Below are 14112 nucleotides of genomic sequence, written 5' to 3' on the forward strand. Positions count from 1 at the left end.
TCTTGGTTGTGGACTTCATTGTAGGGAGGAGCCTGCTAACCTGCAGGCGGCCTCCTGTTAAATCAAGCCAGACTTTTGTTGACTATCTCGTAGGCGTCTTTTGACAGCGCCCCTTGCGCCAGGGTCTGGAGTGCGGCCTTCATTTGCTGCTGCCGCGTAGCAGGATAACGCTTCCAGCGGGTCAGCGGTGTTAACAGACGGGCCGCGATCTGCGGATTGATGGCATCCAGATAACTGATCTGCTTGGCCAGGAAGCTGTAACCCTGGCCATCCGCACGGTGCAAGCCCAGGGTGTTCTGACCAAAGGCCCCTAATACTGACCGTACCTTATTCGGGTTACGCCATTCAAAGGCTGGATGGTGCAAAAGTGTTTCTGCCCGCGCCAACGCCTCCCCATTCGGGGTAGCGCATTGCAGTGCCAACCACTGATTGACGACGAGGGAGTCCTCCTGCCAGCGCTGGTAAAAGTCATCTAGCAAAGCCTGACTCTGCTCAGGGGGCGCATACTGTACCAACACGCCTAGTGCACCCAGGGAATCGGTCATGTTATCGGCCTGAAGGTAATGCTGCTCAGCCAACTCCAGGGCCGCAGGCCGGCCACTGGCCACCAGATAGGCCAAACAGCACAGGTTAAGAGCCCGCCGCCCGACTTCCGCGCTATTGAATTGATAACCGCCCTGGGCTCGGCTGGCCTGATAACGCGCCAGCCACTGCTCATAAAGCTGCTCGCCCAACTGCTGTTTGATGCCTTCGCGGCTGTAGTGGATGGCTTCCACCTCAATCACTTCCGCCAGCTCAGCCAAATAAGCTTCGGAGGGCAATGCCAATACCTTGGCCGCCACCGCCGGGTCCAGCTGTGTTTGCTGCAAGGTGGTGGCGAAAGCATCGGCTAAATCCGCATCCAGTTGCAGGGGTTGCTGTTGCAGATAGGCCGCCTGCTGCTCCTGTAGAACCTGCACCGCCAGCCGCTGCCCTGCCTCCCAACGGTTAAAGCCATCACTATCCTGACTCATCAAAAAGCGCAGCTGTTGCCGCGTATAGGGATAGTCCAGTTTGACCGGGGCAGAAAATCCTCGCAGTAAACTGGGCTGAGGACGACTCGGCAGGACAAATTCAAATACCTGTTCCGCTTCGGTCACATCCAGGACCTGCTCCGCCACCAGCTCCTGCCCCTGCTGATCTAACAGGGCAATAGCCAGGGGAATATGGAAAGGTGCCTTATCGCTCTGCCCGGGGGTAGGTGGGCAGCTCTGGCGCACCTGCAGCTGATACTTACCGGTGCTTTCATCGTAGCTGTCCGTCACCTGTAACCGCGGCGTACCTGCCTGGGTGTACCAACGCATAAACTGGCTCAGGTCACGCCCACTCACTTCCGCCATGCAAGCGACAAAATCATCACAGGTCACCGCCTGGCCATCGAAGCGTTGGAAGTAGAGGTCAGACCCCTGGCGGAATAATTCCGCACCGAGCAAGGTATGCAGCATCCGCACCACTTCTGCCCCTTTCTCATAGACGGTCAGGGTATAGAAGTTGGAAATTTCCATGTAGTTATCCGGCCGCACCGGGTGGGCCGTCGGGCCAGCATCTTCGGCAAACTGGGCCGTGCGCAGCAGGGTCACATCCTCAATCCGCTTCACCGCGGCGGAACCCATATCGGCAGAAAACTGGGCATCGCGGAAGACGGTAAAGCCTTCTTTCAGGCTCAACTGGAACCAGTCACGGCAGGTCACCCGATTACCAGACCAGTTATGGAAGTATTCATGGGCAACGATCCCCTCAATGCGGGCAAAGCCGGCATCGGTGGTGGTGTCCGCGCGGGCCAGCACACAGGAGGAGTTAAAGATATTGAGGCTTTTGTTTTCCATCGCCCCCATGTTGAAGTCGTCCACGGCAACGATATTAAAAATATCCAGGTCATATTCGCGACCATAGACTTCTTCATCCCAACGCATCGAGCGCTTGAGGGCTTCCATCGCAAAGGGGGTCTTACTGAGATTATGGTGCTCGGTGTACAACCGCAGCGTCACCTGGCGGCCACTGCAGGTGGTGAACTTATCTTCGATATGGCCCAGATCCCCTGCCACCATGGCAAACAGGTAGGAGGGTTTGGGGAAGGGATCATGCCAGCGGGCGAAGTGACGCCCATCTTCCAAACTCCCCTGCTCCAACAGGTTGCCGTTAGAGAGCAACACCGGATAAGCCGCCGCCTCGGCAATCAGGGTGGTGGTGAATACACTCATCACGTCCGGACGATCCGGGTAGAGCGTAATCTGGCGGAACCCTTCCGCTTCGCACTGGGTACAGAACATGCCGCCAGAACGATACAGGCCTTCCAGGCTGGTATTATCCTGAGGCTTGAGCAGGGTCACGCACTCTAAAACGGCTTCATCCGCTGGCTGTAAGCGCCATTCTTCCCCTTGCCGCTGATAGTCCTCAGCCTGCAGTAGCTGACCATCCAGCTTCAAACTCTCAATCTGTAGCTCTTTACCGCCGTTTAAGATCAGCTCGCCAGGATGCTGGCGCTGCAGTAACAGACGGGAGCTAACCCGGGTCTGCTCATCCCCCAGCTCAAACACCAGGTCAACCTTGACCACTTTGAATGCAGGGGGGCGATAATCCTTCAAGTATTGGGTGGTGGGGGTATGTTGACTCATGACTCAGTGCTCTATGGCTAGTTCGACTTGATAGGCCGTATATTTGCGAATGTTGATCACACCAGTGTCCAGTATCCAGTATTGACCTTTGATACCTAACAATTGGCCGCTGACTTCGGCATCTTTATCGAGATTATGGGCTTTAACTTTGCTGGGATACTGCAACACCGGATAGACAAAATGCTGCGGCTGCTGCTCCAGCAGCGGCTGAATGGCCTGAATGCCAAAACGTTGAGTTAAATCCGTCAGGGGCTCGGCAAAGTCCTGTAGCAATTGCTCACGCAGCGCCAGTAAATCCACCGCTTCACTCTGCCCTTTTAGCATGCGCTGCCAGGCAGTGCGGTCACTTAACTGACTACGCAACAGATCCTCAACAAAACCTGCCTGCTGGCGAGTACGGGTCCGCATCAGCAACAAACCTGAGGTCGCCCCCTGATCCAGCCAGCGCCGTGGCACCTGGCTGGAGCGGGTGATGCCCACTTTGGCGGCAGAGGTATCGGCCAGGTAGACAAAGTGATCCTGCATGCACACCTGCTCACCCCACTCAGGCTCGCGGCAGGTGCCTTGCTCGTAATGACAGCGCACCGGGTCCAACATACAGGGATCACAGGCCGCCAACTGAGTAAAACAGGGGTAGCAATATCCCTGATTGAAACTCTTTTTGGTCAAGCGTCCACAGTGAACACAATGGATACTGCCGCAATAACGCAAACGAACACGCTTGCCCAGCAGCAGGTTTAAGGCGATGGCACCCTGACCAAGATCAAGCTGATACTGAACCTGGTCAGCTTGGCTGGCCTCCATCTTCTCCAGCGCGCCCTGACCGATAAGCTGCCACATCAGTGTTGATTCAGAATCTTCAGGGTTTCCGCCGCCAGAGGGTCTTTACCGTGCTGGCTGCCATCTTTTTTACTACGGTCGATAAAACCAATACGCTGCTCAGGCGGCAGATTGGTTTCACTCCAGGTGATAATGGCCTCTAAACACAGGGTGCGTTGCTCCTCGGTCAAGCGCTGACCATTAGGCCACTTACCTAGCTCAACAGCCTGCTTCAGGCTCTGATAGATTTCCGGCGTCATGGTGCGCGCCAGGGTCGCAAAATCCATACTTATCTCCTCGCTGGGACTCGCCAATGCCACCACAGCGCCCAGACTAAACCTGTTAGCAGCCCCGCCACATGGGCGGCATTGGCCATTGTGCCAAAACCCAGGGTAGCGGTCATCTCGGTAAATCCCAGAGCCAACCACACCAACATAAACCCAAAGAGCGCCGGCGACAGGCCAGAAGCCTGAGCGGGGCGCAACCTATCCCATAGCCACAGTGCCGCCAAATAGGCATACACCACACCGGACAACCCGCCAAACAGGAAACTACCGGCATAGTATTGGGCCAGGTTTGCCACCAGCGCACTCATCAGCAACAGCGGCAACACCGAGCCACTGCCAAACATTCGCTCTAACCGCCGCCCACCTTCCCAAATCCACAGGGCATTAAACACCAGGTGCAATGCCCCAAAGTGAATCAGAGCCGGGCTCAATAACCGCCACCACTGCCCCTGTTGCAGGGTTGCCTCCAGGGTCGTGCCATAGAGATAGTTCCCCTGTTGGACCAGGGGCACAATGGTAAACCAGGCCAGGGTGGGCAAGTAATCACCCAAAAGAGTCAGTGCCGCCACCAGCAGGGCTAAGGCCAGGGTCAGGCTCGTGACGGGAATGCGCCGCATTGCCTGCCAACTTGAGGGGGAAATCAAACCCATGTCGTCTCCTTACCCGTTACCCAGCATTTATACGGGGCCAATGTAAGCTTGGCTCAGTAACTCCGGACGCCGTACTTCACTCCAGATAAATTTGCTCTGGTGCAGGCGGGCCTCATTGCCCATCCGATAGGCCACCAACTTGCCGTATTTGACTGCGCTGTAGTCCAGGCAAGCGATGTTGGCCGTGATAGGTGCAGGCAAACCCTCACGCCAATAGTGGCCGATAAACAGCGGGCGCTGCTCGGGGCCGTAATAGAGCAACTGTTTACGCTCCGCGCTGGTGAGGGGCATGGCGGCGATATCTTCCGGCAAAGGGTCCGGCTGAAAGACAATATCACCGTAAGTTTGCGGATTTTCTTTCCAGAAACTGGTGCGAAATACCCGCCGATGGAAACCATCCTTGCTCACCATAAAGCTGCCATTCGGCAGGTGCATACTGGTACCACGCATTAAACGATCAGCCACTAAATAGGCAAAACTGCCAGCCTGGGCCGACTGATGCAAAAAGTCTGCATCCATACAATGGGAGGGATACTGGCGGGCAAATTCACGGATCAGGCTCTCATCCCAGCAGGCATGTACCACGCGAAAGTGGTCAAACTCGAGAAACAGTGGTAACTCCATAAACCACTGCAAGAAAGCCTCCCACTCACGGGGATAGAGCGCAAACTGCGCCAGGGTCTCGCGGATAATCCGCTCATGACGGGCATTATGGGCACGCAAAAACTGATTCGACTCTGCCCGGCTCGGGGTGCAATAGCACAGCGCGTTATATTCATGGTTACCCATAATCATTAACGCCTGCCCTGCATCCACCATCTCTTTCACCAGGTGAAGTGCCTCGCGGATACGTGGGCCACGATCCACAATATCGCCAAGAAAAATAGCTTTGCGCCTGGGATGTCGATACACCCCTCGCAACTTGCGATAACCCATCTTGCGCAGCAGACGCTCAAGGGTATGGGAGCAACCATGCACATCGCCGATGAGGTCATAACCTGCTGCGTCCATTTAGGCCCCCTGGTCTGCTGTCCAGCCTAGCTTGGATCGACAGGTTTCATAGAAGTCATAATTCAGCGGGTGAATCAGTTTCAGCTTATGGGGTCGCTTGCGAATGTGAATACTGTCACCGGGCGCACAGGGAATATGGGTCTGACCATCACAACTGATATGCGGGTAAGTCTCGTTCTTCTCACTGATGACGATTTTCAGTTCAGCATTGCCGTCTACCACGATCGGACGGCTGCTAAGGGTATGGGGGAACATCGGCACTAACACCAACGCATCCAGCTTGGGATGCATAATTGGTCCACCACCGGAGAGGGAATAAGCCGTCGAACCCGTCGGTGTCGAGACAATCAAGCCATCAGAGCGCTGCTGATAAACAAACTGATCTTCAATGTAGAGGGAGAAGCTAATCATCCGCGTTGATTTACCAGGGTGCAGAATCACATCATTCAGGCACAGCCCCTCACCAATCGGCTCACCTTTACGCTTAACCGTGGCGCCGATCAAAAAGCGATTTTCCACGCTGTATTTACCCGACAGCACCTCGCGCATTTTGGCTTCGACCTCATCCGGACGGATATCTGTCAAAAAGCCTAAACGACCCCGGTTTACCCCCACTACCGGGACACCAAAGGGTGCCAGGGCACGGGCCGCCCCGAGCAGAGAACCATCACCGCCGACAACGATCACCAGATCCGTGATCTCTCCCATCAGCTTCAAGGTCGCCACCTGCTGGTTATGCCCTGGCATTACCGAGGCAATGCTTTCCTCCAAAATCGGAGTCAGGCCTTCGTCATGCAGAAAACGCAGTAATCGTTTGATGGTGTCGATCACCTGCGGACTACCTAAACGACCGATTAACCCTACATTGCGAAATTGTTCCATGCTGTCCTCATGTCCGCCCGCGCTGCGAAGGCGGGGATAATAACTCAGCTTGCCGCGCTAGCGTAGGTAGGCATCCACCAGCTGCTGTAACTCACCACTGCGATATAACTCATAGAGCTGCTGATCAAACTGGCGCACAAAATCCTCTTTAAAGGGATAGCGCTCCAGATGCTGATTGGTATAGGCGAGAAAACCCTGCTCGCGGGACAACACCTGCACCTCCTGTAAACTGTCCTGCGCACTCAGGGGTAAGGTGCCCAGTTTTTTCATCTGCCCCCACTGCCATTGGGTGGCAAGACGGTCATCAATAAAGCAATCAAGCCTGCCACCGGCCAACTTGAGTAAATTCAGCTCAGCATTGGGGGCTTCCTCAATCTGAATCAGCTTCTGCTCAATCGCCTGCTCCAATGCCACTCCACCACTGGCGAAACCGGCATTACGCCCAATCACCAGACCACCGAAATCGTCCGGCCAGCGCTGCAAGCCCTTGGCCACCACCTCAGGCCGACAAAAGACCACCACCTCCTCGGCCAGCATCGGCAAAGAGTAAGGCCAAAGATTGGCACGCATCGCACTACGATGATAAGGCGGGAAGATGGCAAAACCCTGCCCTGACTCGACGTAACTCAGCCCCCGCCGCCAGGGCACTGCCTCAATATTGACTTGGTAATCCGGCATACGCTGGGTAACGGCACGGACAATCTCCACATACAGCCCCTTCACCTCACCAGCTTCGGTATAGGAATAAGGAGCGATGGTATCCCCCGCATAGAGGGTAACCGGCGTTGCTGCCTGCGCTGCAGCACTCAAAACAGCAGCCAAACTGGCTGTAATCAGGGACAACCACATACCACTCACCTTGTGACAACCCCATTAGGGTAACAAAGAAGCCGACGCGACACAGGAGATAACAATGCCCATCCGCCGCTTTTTTTGGCATCATCCTCCTCTATAACGCCGGTGAGCAAAGAAACGAACTGCTCCCCATTCGGCCTAGCCCCCAGCGAGAGAGAATTATGAGTGCCCTTGTTGTGCTGGATATTGATGATGTCCTCACTCAAACCCGAGAACGGGTCTACCATGCCATGCTAGCCACCACAGGTATTGATATTCACTGGCAGCATTGGGACGAGTACGATCTACGCCCTCGTTACCGCCTCAGCCATGAAGAACTAATGGATGCCTTTAATCAGCATGACCTGATTAATGAAGTGCATCTGGAAGAAGGGGCGCGCGAGTTTATCGCCAGCTGTAAAGAAGCAGGTTACCGAGTAGCGACCCTTACCGCACGTGGCTGGCACCCCCAGGCGGAGGCCCATACCTGGGCCTACTTTGAGCGTCATCAGCTCGCTATTGATGAATTGCATGTCTGTACCCCCAGCGAGTGTAAATCCGACTGGATTAAACGCTTGGGGCCAGTCCATCTCTATGTCGACGACCACCTTAACCACATCCTCAACGTGCAGGAAAAAACCGCTAACGTCACCCATCTTGCGCTGATGGATCGCCCTTGGAATCAGGGAGCGCATGGCGTACGCCGGGTATTTTCGCTGCACGACTGCTTAAGCCTGCTCTAGCTTCACTGCGACAATTTGCCACATTGGCATTACATGCGAGCTCACTAAACTAAGCCCCTGTCGAGACAGCCGGGGGAAAGACGCGGATTCTACGATGAAGCTGAATAGGACTGTTTCGATATTAGGAGGACTGGCAGCCACCGCAGCAGTAGGACTCACCCTGCTACTGCCGCGCTGGTTGCCAGCCACCTCTTCTCTTCCTGAAGTGATCAATAGTGAGCCCTGTCAGCTACAGCAGCAGCCATCCTGCCAACTCAGCTGGCGTGGTCTGCAGCTAACACTGAGTTTTACTGAATCACCGCTTTCCAGCCTGACTCCCCTTGCTTACCAGCTGGAGGTGGCGGGTGGCCAGATCGATTCACCACTGCTTGATGTTGAAGGTATCGCCATGTACATGGGCCTAAGCCGCAGTCAACCACAACAACAGGCACCCGGCTCCTACCGGGGAGAGCTGCATTTGGGTCGTTGTGTCAGTAACCGCATGGACTGGCTGGCCAAAGTGAACTTTTATTACCAAGGCAAACCCTACCAGGCCCACTTTCAGTTTGAGACCCGGCAATGAACTCTGCACCCACCAAACCCTCTCTTCTTTGGCCCATTCTTGCCCTGCTCGTCGCCCTTGCCGCAGGACTGGTGGCCTATCAGCTCAGCCGTGACAACGCCCCTTCGCCTTATGCCCGTTTAGGTGGAGATTTCAGCCTGCTCAGTAGTGAAGGAGAGGTCGCACTCGCTGACTTCCGTGGCAAATGGGTGGTGGTGTTTTTTGGCTACACCTCTTGTCCGGATGTTTGCCCCACTTCCCTGGCGATGCTAGGTCAGGCCTTGAAGCAACTCTCGGCCGAGGAACAGGCACAACTGCAGGGATTATTTATCAGTGTTGATCCGGCTCGGGATACTCCGCAAAAGCTTAAGCAATATGCCAGTTACTTCCATCCCAGCCTGCTCGGCATCACCGGTAGCGAAGAACAAATTAATCAGGTCACCCGGGCCTATGGCGCCTTCTATCGCCAAGTCCCGATGCAAGAGTCCGCCCTGGGCTATGCCGTTGACCATACCTCCAGCCTCTATGTGATTGACCCCGCCGGCAAACTGGTCGGCACTTTGCAACATGGCCTCAGTGCAGAACAGATACGTGATGCACTGCGTCAGCGTCTGCAAGGCTCTTAAGGATGTTTGATTCACCAAGGATGCAAATTATGCTCAAGCCCCTGTTTAACGCCGCCCTGCTGTGCTCCGCCTTCCTCAGTGCCAGCGCCCTGGCGGAAGTCCATATCACTGATGCCGCACTGCGGGCCATTCCTCCCGGTGCCCCCAATACCGCCGCCTTTATGACATTGCACAATGACGGCGACCAGGCTCAGGTATTAGTCGAAGTAAAAGTCAGCCAGTTGGCGGTCAAAAGTGTCGAACTGCATGAAAGCAGCATCCAAGATGGCACCATGCAAATGCGCCAGCTACAAGCACTGGAAATCCCCGCCAAGGGCGAAGTCACCCTGCAACCCGGTGGATTGCATGTGATGCTAATCGGTTTGCAAGAGGCGCTTAGCCAGCCTCAGTATGAATTCACCCTGGTCTGGGCCAGCGGTGACCAACAAAGCGTGCTGGTACCGGTAAAAGAGATCAACAAAGCTGAACACAGCCACAGTCACTAAACACAGCCGTTAACATGGCTCACTAGGCGCAGTGCTGCCGCCAGTCGAACGCGGCTGGGTGCAGCACTGCTGTGCTACCGTAGCGGTTCATTAACGCCGTTACCCTGCGCCAAATAGGTTTTAACCTGTCCTTCCACTCGTTGTTTAAACATCTTCAAAATCAATCCAAGGATACTCGAAAGCATCCCATCCAGACGCGCCTTCCTCGGCAATCAGGTTGTCGATAGTCTTTTCAGACAGCGGATAGCTATTACCGGTAAAGGTAAAGGAAGGTAAAAGTGCGTTTTTGCAGCTCACCGCGCAGCACCTCGCGTAAAGCCACTTCATCGACTTTGCCACCACGGGCCGCTTGGATGGTCATTTTTTATCCTTTTGTTTTTGTTGCAGTCGTTCTTGCAGCTTTTCTAGCTCTTCTAGCTCAGCTTTATCTGTCGCTTGTGCATCTGCCAATTTCCGCTGTTGATCAAATTGCTCATAGCGCTGGTTAACAAGCTGCTCCATCTGTTTACGGCTAATTTGCCCCGCATTATTGAGTAATGGCTGTTCATTAAAATCCATAAACTTATCGACGTATTCGCGCCAATCTTGCAAACGAAGATGTGTTTTGTTTTTTGCCCTAAACTCAGCAAACTCGAAAAACATGCTGACCAAGCGATTCAGGCTTTCCAGCTCATCCGCTTGTAGGTAATTTTTAGCGATCACCACATCTGCCTTGCGAACCTTATTACCAGCAAAATTGGTTAAGTTCATGTTTGGCTTAGAGGGATCTGAACGCTCGATAACCAGTTCAGCGGCAGTGTGACCAGTCACGGCAAAGAAAAGCTTGTTCTGCACCTCAGCAAACAATAATCCAGTTTCCTTTTCATTTGCTCGGTAGTCTTCAGACAGCGCCAGTAGATCGCGGACTTTTTGATAGAAACGCTTTTCGGACGAACGTATGTCACGAATACGTTCAAGCAGCTCATCAAAATAATCCCATTTAGGGTCTTTGAGGCGCTCATCATCCATAGCGAAGCCTTTAGTCAGGTACTCTGCTAACGTGCGAGTCGCCCATTGCCTGAATTGAGTGCCACGAGTCGAACGTACTCGGTAGCCTACGGCAATGATCATAGGTAGTGCATACAGCAGGGTCAGGTACTCTTTACCATCCGCAGCAGTTGTAAACTTTGAGTTGACAACTGCCCCCTCGGCCAGCTCCCCATCTGATAATACGGCTTTCACATGCTTGCTGATGTTTTGCTTGCTGGTTTGGTAGAGCTCAGCCATTTCCAGCTGGGTAAGCCAAACCTGACCACCCAGCTCGCGCAATACGAGCTGGGATTCACCATCATCAGTTGTATAGAGGATTAGGTCGTTGTCCATCTTCACTCCCCGTTATAGCCGGTCAAAAATCGAACCCTTATGCGGGTAGTACAGTTTTTCGTAAAAACGGGTGGCGTACTCGTCTGTCATCCCAGCGATAAAGTCGCAGATGGTACGCATTTGGTCCCCTTCTTTATTCGAATCCTTGTAGCGGGTTCGAGCGTCTTCGGGCAGCAAGCGCATTGGGTCGGATTTAAGCGCAGCAAACAGTTCCATCACCAACTTTTGGCCTTTAAACTCCAACTGCTGCACATTCGGGCTTTTGATGACCTTATTCAGCACCAGACTTTTGATGCTTTCCATTAACGCCTCGGATTCCGTTCCCATTTTCGCATTCCACTTGATCAGTGGCGTTGTTGCACCATGGACACCGGAAGCGCTTACATAGGTGCTTATGATGAACTCATGCACCAGACCGCCAATGGTTTTTTTGCGCATATGGCTGCGCCCGTAAAGCCCGTTAGTAATATCGTCATATTTCAAATTACAATTCACAAAGAGTTCTTTGTATTGCTTAAAATGCTCTTCCCAGTCCCTTTGGCTTACCATTCCCAAAGCAATGACATCTTCCAAATCATGCAGGCTGTAGGATATATCGTCGGCCAGCTCCATAATGGAAGTGTCCAAGCTTTTGTACTTGGGCTTTTTGTGTTTCTTTTTGTCATTACTAGTTGGTTTTTCAGAAGCCTTGGTGAACTCAGCTTTTTCTTCGGAAGTAAAGGGGGCAAGAATGAAGTCTACGACTTCTTGTTCATCGTCCAGATAACACTTGGGTGGATGCTGTTCTTCGGATTTGCACAGCCAGCGAGGATCAGGCACTTCGCCGTATGCCTCTTTGAGGACAGTCTGTGAGTATGATGCCGGATACTTCAAACCCCCCAGTAACATCCGCCGAGTTGGGTTCATGCCGTGACTTTCGGTGTACTTATCCAGCTTCGCCAAAATCCGCAGGGTTTGCCCATTACCTTCAAAACCACCGTGATCTCGCATGCACACATTGAGCGCCACTTCTCCACCATGACCAAAAGGTGGATGACCAATGTCGTGGGCCAAGCAAATAGAGCTGATCAAGGCATCGCAAGGCAGTGCGTTAAAAATTTCAGAATTTTCTCTGTGCTTCTGTTTTAACCAGCGAACGATACCCACACCAATTTGAGCAACTTCCATAGAGTGGGTAAGGCGTGTGCGATAGAAATCACTTTCCCCTAACCCCAGAACCTGAGTTTTAGATTGCAAACGCCGAAATGCGGAGGAGTGGATGAGGCGCGCATAGTCTCTTTCCCATTCCGAGCGAACATCCTGCTTACGTTTATCTTCCCAATTTCTGCGCTCTTCCCAAGTATCCTCCATCATTTGGAATCTCCTATTTCGTTAACTTTTACTCGGCGCTTACCCGTCAACAGCTGCTGCATCAGGGCTTTTTCCTGATTCATCGCAGATTAGCGGGAAGGTGGGAGTGCGGCAGTAAGAAGGGTTAAGGTTGTGTTCGCCAAAACTCGACCCACACCCAACTACTGCCGACACCATGGATGCTAATCTGCTGAGCCTTTTCTGGGAAGGCTTCGAGCTGGAAAGCTACGAAGTATCCACCGCCAACACGCTCTTACTTCGATTAAAGCCTCGCCCTTCGCATGTGCCCCATTGTGGTAGCTGCGGCCAAGCCGTTCAGCGGGTTCATGATATCAACAGACGCCGGGTACGGGAGCGAGACCTGTTCGAGGCTGGAGGTGCCTGTGCGTCGCCTACGCTGCGCTCAGTGCTGTATCCGGCGTGAGCAGATCAGTTGGCTACCCGGACGCCGCGAGCTCACTCAGGCCATGATCCGCCATGTGGAGGCCTTGGTGTCTCTGTTGCCGGTCACGCAGGTGGCACAGTTGCTCGAGCTGCACTGACATACGGTGAAAGTGATTGACCATCAGCGCTTGCACGTGAGCTGAGCACACCGGATCTCAGCTAGGTACGGAGCTGATCATGGGTGAGTTTGCCCTATGCAAAGGCCACCGATACGCTACCGTCGCCATCTGTGCCGATACCCAGAAGGTACAACTGATCTACTAGCACGGCGTAGTTATGGCTGCCTCGGGCGGCCACTAACTAAAATGTCACATGCGGCGAGGTAGCCGGGTTCACGTTTACCGGGGAGCGTGGTTTCTAAACAGTCTGACCAGCGAATCCCTTCATTTAGCGAGATATCCTTCATTTAAACCGCGACCACAGCAGAGCCTGGCACTTCAGAGATTTTGCCCCGATATGGATAGCCTGCATTGATGGTTGTTATTGCACTTAGCTTCACGAAAAATCACTTCATTGACGATGAAACAATCACAATGATTTCAAGCAAAAAATCTGTCAACTCGCTTTTTTGCATCATCATTGATACACGCAAAAATTCAAACCCACACTCTCCTCGATTGACGCCTAACTAAAAATCTACGCTGTTAGATGTCAAGCCTGGCTGAGCAGGAGCGGATGAGTTAAACCATTACTATCCCAATAGTCTTTCAACCCAGACAAGACTTTATTGGCGGTGGGGGGGGGATTTGCCTGCATCTCTTGATAGGCAAGTTCTAGCGCTTGCAGAAAACTTGCCGAGGCGGGTCGTCCTGAAAAATCGTCAAGGCTGGGTGAAAACTTGAGGCCAACAACTTCACACATGGCTTTTTCTAATCCTTGTGGCCTCGCTTCTACTTCCTCAAAACGTTGCTGCTCTTCCGCTGTTCTTCCACAGGGGGCGTACCAGTAACCAAAATCGTCCAAACCCCTGCGACGCTCACCCGCTAAACAATAGTGTGACATCTCATGTAAGAGGCTTCGTGGATAGTTACTTCTGAAATAGAGGATGGCAGGGCTATTCGCTGTCGGAGCTTGGTAGAACGGCTCTTCTGCGCCACCTTTTATGATCAAGTTGGGAAAAATGTTCGCAAAGGCATGGATCAAACTTTGACAGTATTCATCATCGGTACTGCATACACGCATTTATTCATTTCCTAATACGAACTGACAACGCAAAAAAGCATGGGCAACAATAATCCGCTGCTGAGAACAGCGCTCATCTGCCGGTAAGTAGATCGGCTCATCCTCAGCGCGCACCAGAATGGTGTTATCACTGACGGCGAAGGTGTCATTAAACCAGCTAATGAGTTCCTGACAGGAATATTGCATACAATTTCCAATCCTTTTGCTTCCCCGTTACCGGGCGGCGGCTATAATAGTGGCCT

Annotated in this window: 16 protein-coding genes; 5 read left to right on the forward strand and 11 right to left on the reverse strand. The window is 53.2% G+C overall.

Annotated elements, in window-relative coordinates:
* Window positions 1-62: 62 nt before the first annotated feature.
* The 7 genes from pepN to Q334_RS0111385 are packed head-to-tail and all read right to left on the reverse strand — an operon-like array spanning window position 63 to window position 7152.
* Window positions 63-2654 carry an aminopeptidase N gene (pepN, locus tag Q334_RS0111355; RefSeq protein WP_027313315.1) on the reverse strand — a complete coding sequence of 864 codons (2592 nt, stop codon included), beginning with the start codon at window positions 2652-2654 and terminating at the stop codon, window positions 63-65.
* A 3-nt stretch (window positions 2655-2657) separates the two neighbouring features.
* The gene (locus tag Q334_RS0111360; protein WP_027313316.1) at window positions 2658-3494 is read right to left on the reverse strand and encodes a DUF2797 domain-containing protein; all 837 of its coding nucleotides are present in this window, start codon (window positions 3492-3494) and stop codon (window positions 2658-2660) included.
* Window positions 3494-3760 carry a YeaC family protein gene (locus Q334_RS0111365; protein ID WP_027313317.1) on the reverse strand — a complete coding sequence of 89 codons (267 nt, stop codon included), beginning with the start codon at window positions 3758-3760 and terminating at the stop codon, window positions 3494-3496. Before Q334_RS0111365 ends, Q334_RS0111360 begins: the two co-directional genes overlap by 1 nt.
* A 2-nt stretch (window positions 3761-3762) precedes the next feature.
* Complete coding sequence (locus Q334_RS18915) at window positions 3763-4410, reverse strand: rhomboid family intramembrane serine protease (protein WP_051527743.1); 648 nt, start codon at window positions 4408-4410, stop codon at window positions 3763-3765.
* 27 nt (window positions 4411-4437) lie between these two features.
* The gene (locus tag Q334_RS0111375) at window positions 4438-5421 is read right to left on the reverse strand and encodes a metallophosphoesterase (RefSeq protein WP_027313318.1); all 984 of its coding nucleotides are present in this window, start codon (window positions 5419-5421) and stop codon (window positions 4438-4440) included.
* Window positions 5422-6303 carry an NAD(+) kinase gene (locus tag Q334_RS0111380; protein WP_027313319.1) on the reverse strand — a complete coding sequence of 294 codons (882 nt, stop codon included), beginning with the start codon at window positions 6301-6303 and terminating at the stop codon, window positions 5422-5424.
* 57 nt (window positions 6304-6360) lie between these two features.
* Window positions 6361-7152 (reverse strand): substrate-binding periplasmic protein, encoded by a 792-nt coding sequence (locus tag Q334_RS0111385; protein ID WP_051527744.1) that lies wholly within the window; start codon window positions 7150-7152, stop codon window positions 6361-6363.
* A 167-nt stretch (window positions 7153-7319) separates the two neighbouring features.
* Here Q334_RS0111385 and Q334_RS0111390 point away from each other — a divergent pair, with 167 nt between their 5' ends.
* From Q334_RS0111390 to Q334_RS0111405, 4 genes are all read left to right on the forward strand, one after another.
* Window positions 7320-7880, forward strand: coding sequence for a DUF2608 domain-containing protein (locus tag Q334_RS0111390; RefSeq protein WP_027313321.1), 561 nt, complete (start codon window positions 7320-7322; stop codon window positions 7878-7880).
* A gap of 94 nt (window positions 7881-7974) precedes the next feature.
* A complete protein-coding gene (locus tag Q334_RS0111395; RefSeq protein ID WP_027313322.1) occupies window positions 7975-8442 on the forward strand; it encodes a hypothetical protein in 468 nt (155 codons plus the stop codon).
* Window positions 8439-9047, forward strand: a complete 609-nt coding sequence (locus Q334_RS0111400) for an SCO family protein (RefSeq protein ID WP_027313323.1) — start codon at window positions 8439-8441, stop codon at window positions 9045-9047. Before Q334_RS0111395 ends, Q334_RS0111400 begins: the two co-directional genes overlap by 4 nt.
* A gap of 29 nt (window positions 9048-9076) precedes the next feature.
* The gene (locus tag Q334_RS0111405; RefSeq protein ID WP_027313324.1) at window positions 9077-9532 is read left to right on the forward strand and encodes a copper chaperone PCu(A)C; all 456 of its coding nucleotides are present in this window, start codon (window positions 9077-9079) and stop codon (window positions 9530-9532) included.
* Window positions 9533-9889: 357 nt separating this feature from the next.
* Here Q334_RS0111405 and Q334_RS0111415 read toward each other — a convergent pair whose 3' ends face one another.
* Both Q334_RS0111415 and Q334_RS0111420 read right to left on the reverse strand, forming a co-directional pair.
* Entirely contained in the window at window positions 9890-10894 is a 1005-nt protein-coding gene (locus Q334_RS0111415; protein WP_027313325.1) for a virulence RhuM family protein, read from the reverse strand.
* 12 nt (window positions 10895-10906) lie between these two features.
* Window positions 10907-12247: an anti-phage deoxyguanosine triphosphatase gene (locus Q334_RS0111420; RefSeq protein WP_245593681.1), complete on the reverse strand. Its 1341-nt coding sequence runs from the start codon at window positions 12245-12247 to the stop codon at window positions 10907-10909.
* Between the two features lie 380 nt (window positions 12248-12627).
* Here Q334_RS0111420 and Q334_RS20425 point away from each other — a divergent pair, with 380 nt between their 5' ends.
* Window positions 12628-12786, forward strand: coding sequence for a hypothetical protein (locus Q334_RS20425; protein WP_155888984.1), 159 nt, complete (start codon window positions 12628-12630; stop codon window positions 12784-12786).
* A 553-nt stretch (window positions 12787-13339) separates the two neighbouring features.
* On the opposite strand, the gene Q334_RS18925 is transcribed toward Q334_RS20425, so the two are convergent.
* Together Q334_RS18925 and Q334_RS0111435 are read right to left on the reverse strand one after the other, a co-directional pair.
* Entirely contained in the window at window positions 13340-13870 is a 531-nt protein-coding gene (locus Q334_RS18925) for an elongation factor P hydroxylase (protein ID WP_051527745.1), read from the reverse strand.
* Window positions 13871-14056, reverse strand: a complete 186-nt coding sequence (locus tag Q334_RS0111435) for an elongation factor P hydroxylase (RefSeq protein WP_027313327.1) — start codon at window positions 14054-14056, stop codon at window positions 13871-13873.
* Window positions 14057-14112: the final 56 nt, after the last annotated feature.

The sequence above is a fragment of the Balneatrix alpica DSM 16621 genome, assembly GCF_000619885.1.
GTDB classification, from domain to species: Bacteria; Pseudomonadota; Gammaproteobacteria; order Pseudomonadales; family Balneatricaceae; genus Balneatrix; species Balneatrix alpica.

What these genes read in the sequence shown, in the direction of transcription:
- Q334_RS0111390 (WP_027313321.1), top strand. Translation starts at nt 7,320, where the DNA reads ATGAGTGCCCTTGTTGTGCTGGATATTGATGATGTCCTCACTCAAACC.
- Q334_RS0111365 (WP_027313317.1), bottom strand. Translation starts at nt 3,760, where the DNA reads ATGGATTTTGCGACCCTGGCGCGCACCATGACGCCGGAAATCTATCAG.
- Q334_RS0111420 (WP_245593681.1), bottom strand. Translation starts at nt 12,247, where the DNA reads ATGATGGAGGATACTTGGGAAGAGCGCAGAAATTGGGAAGATAAACGT.
- Q334_RS18925 (WP_051527745.1), bottom strand. Translation starts at nt 13,870, where the DNA reads ATGCGTGTATGCAGTACCGATGATGAATACTGTCAAAGTTTGATCCAT.
- Q334_RS0111375 (WP_027313318.1), bottom strand. Translation starts at nt 5,421, where the DNA reads ATGGACGCAGCAGGTTATGACCTCATCGGCGATGTGCATGGTTGCTCC.
- Q334_RS0111385 (WP_051527744.1), bottom strand. Translation starts at nt 7,152, where the DNA reads ATGTGGTTGTCCCTGATTACAGCCAGTTTGGCTGCTGTTTTGAGTGCT.
- Q334_RS0111360 (WP_027313316.1), bottom strand. Translation starts at nt 3,494, where the DNA reads ATGTGGCAGCTTATCGGTCAGGGCGCGCTGGAGAAGATGGAGGCCAGC.
- Q334_RS0111380 (WP_027313319.1), bottom strand. Translation starts at nt 6,303, where the DNA reads ATGGAACAATTTCGCAATGTAGGGTTAATCGGTCGTTTAGGTAGTCCG.
- pepN (WP_027313315.1), bottom strand. Translation starts at nt 2,654, where the DNA reads ATGAGTCAACATACCCCCACCACCCAATACTTGAAGGATTATCGCCCC.
- Q334_RS0111415 (WP_027313325.1), bottom strand. Translation starts at nt 10,894, where the DNA reads ATGGACAACGACCTAATCCTCTATACAACTGATGATGGTGAATCCCAG.
- Q334_RS0111405 (WP_027313324.1), top strand. Translation starts at nt 9,077, where the DNA reads ATGCTCAAGCCCCTGTTTAACGCCGCCCTGCTGTGCTCCGCCTTCCTC.
- Q334_RS0111395 (WP_027313322.1), top strand. Translation starts at nt 7,975, where the DNA reads ATGAAGCTGAATAGGACTGTTTCGATATTAGGAGGACTGGCAGCCACC.
- Q334_RS0111400 (WP_027313323.1), top strand. Translation starts at nt 8,439, where the DNA reads ATGAACTCTGCACCCACCAAACCCTCTCTTCTTTGGCCCATTCTTGCC.
- Q334_RS18915 (WP_051527743.1), bottom strand. Translation starts at nt 4,410, where the DNA reads ATGGGTTTGATTTCCCCCTCAAGTTGGCAGGCAATGCGGCGCATTCCC.
- Q334_RS0111435 (WP_027313327.1), bottom strand. Translation starts at nt 14,056, where the DNA reads ATGCAATATTCCTGTCAGGAACTCATTAGCTGGTTTAATGACACCTTC.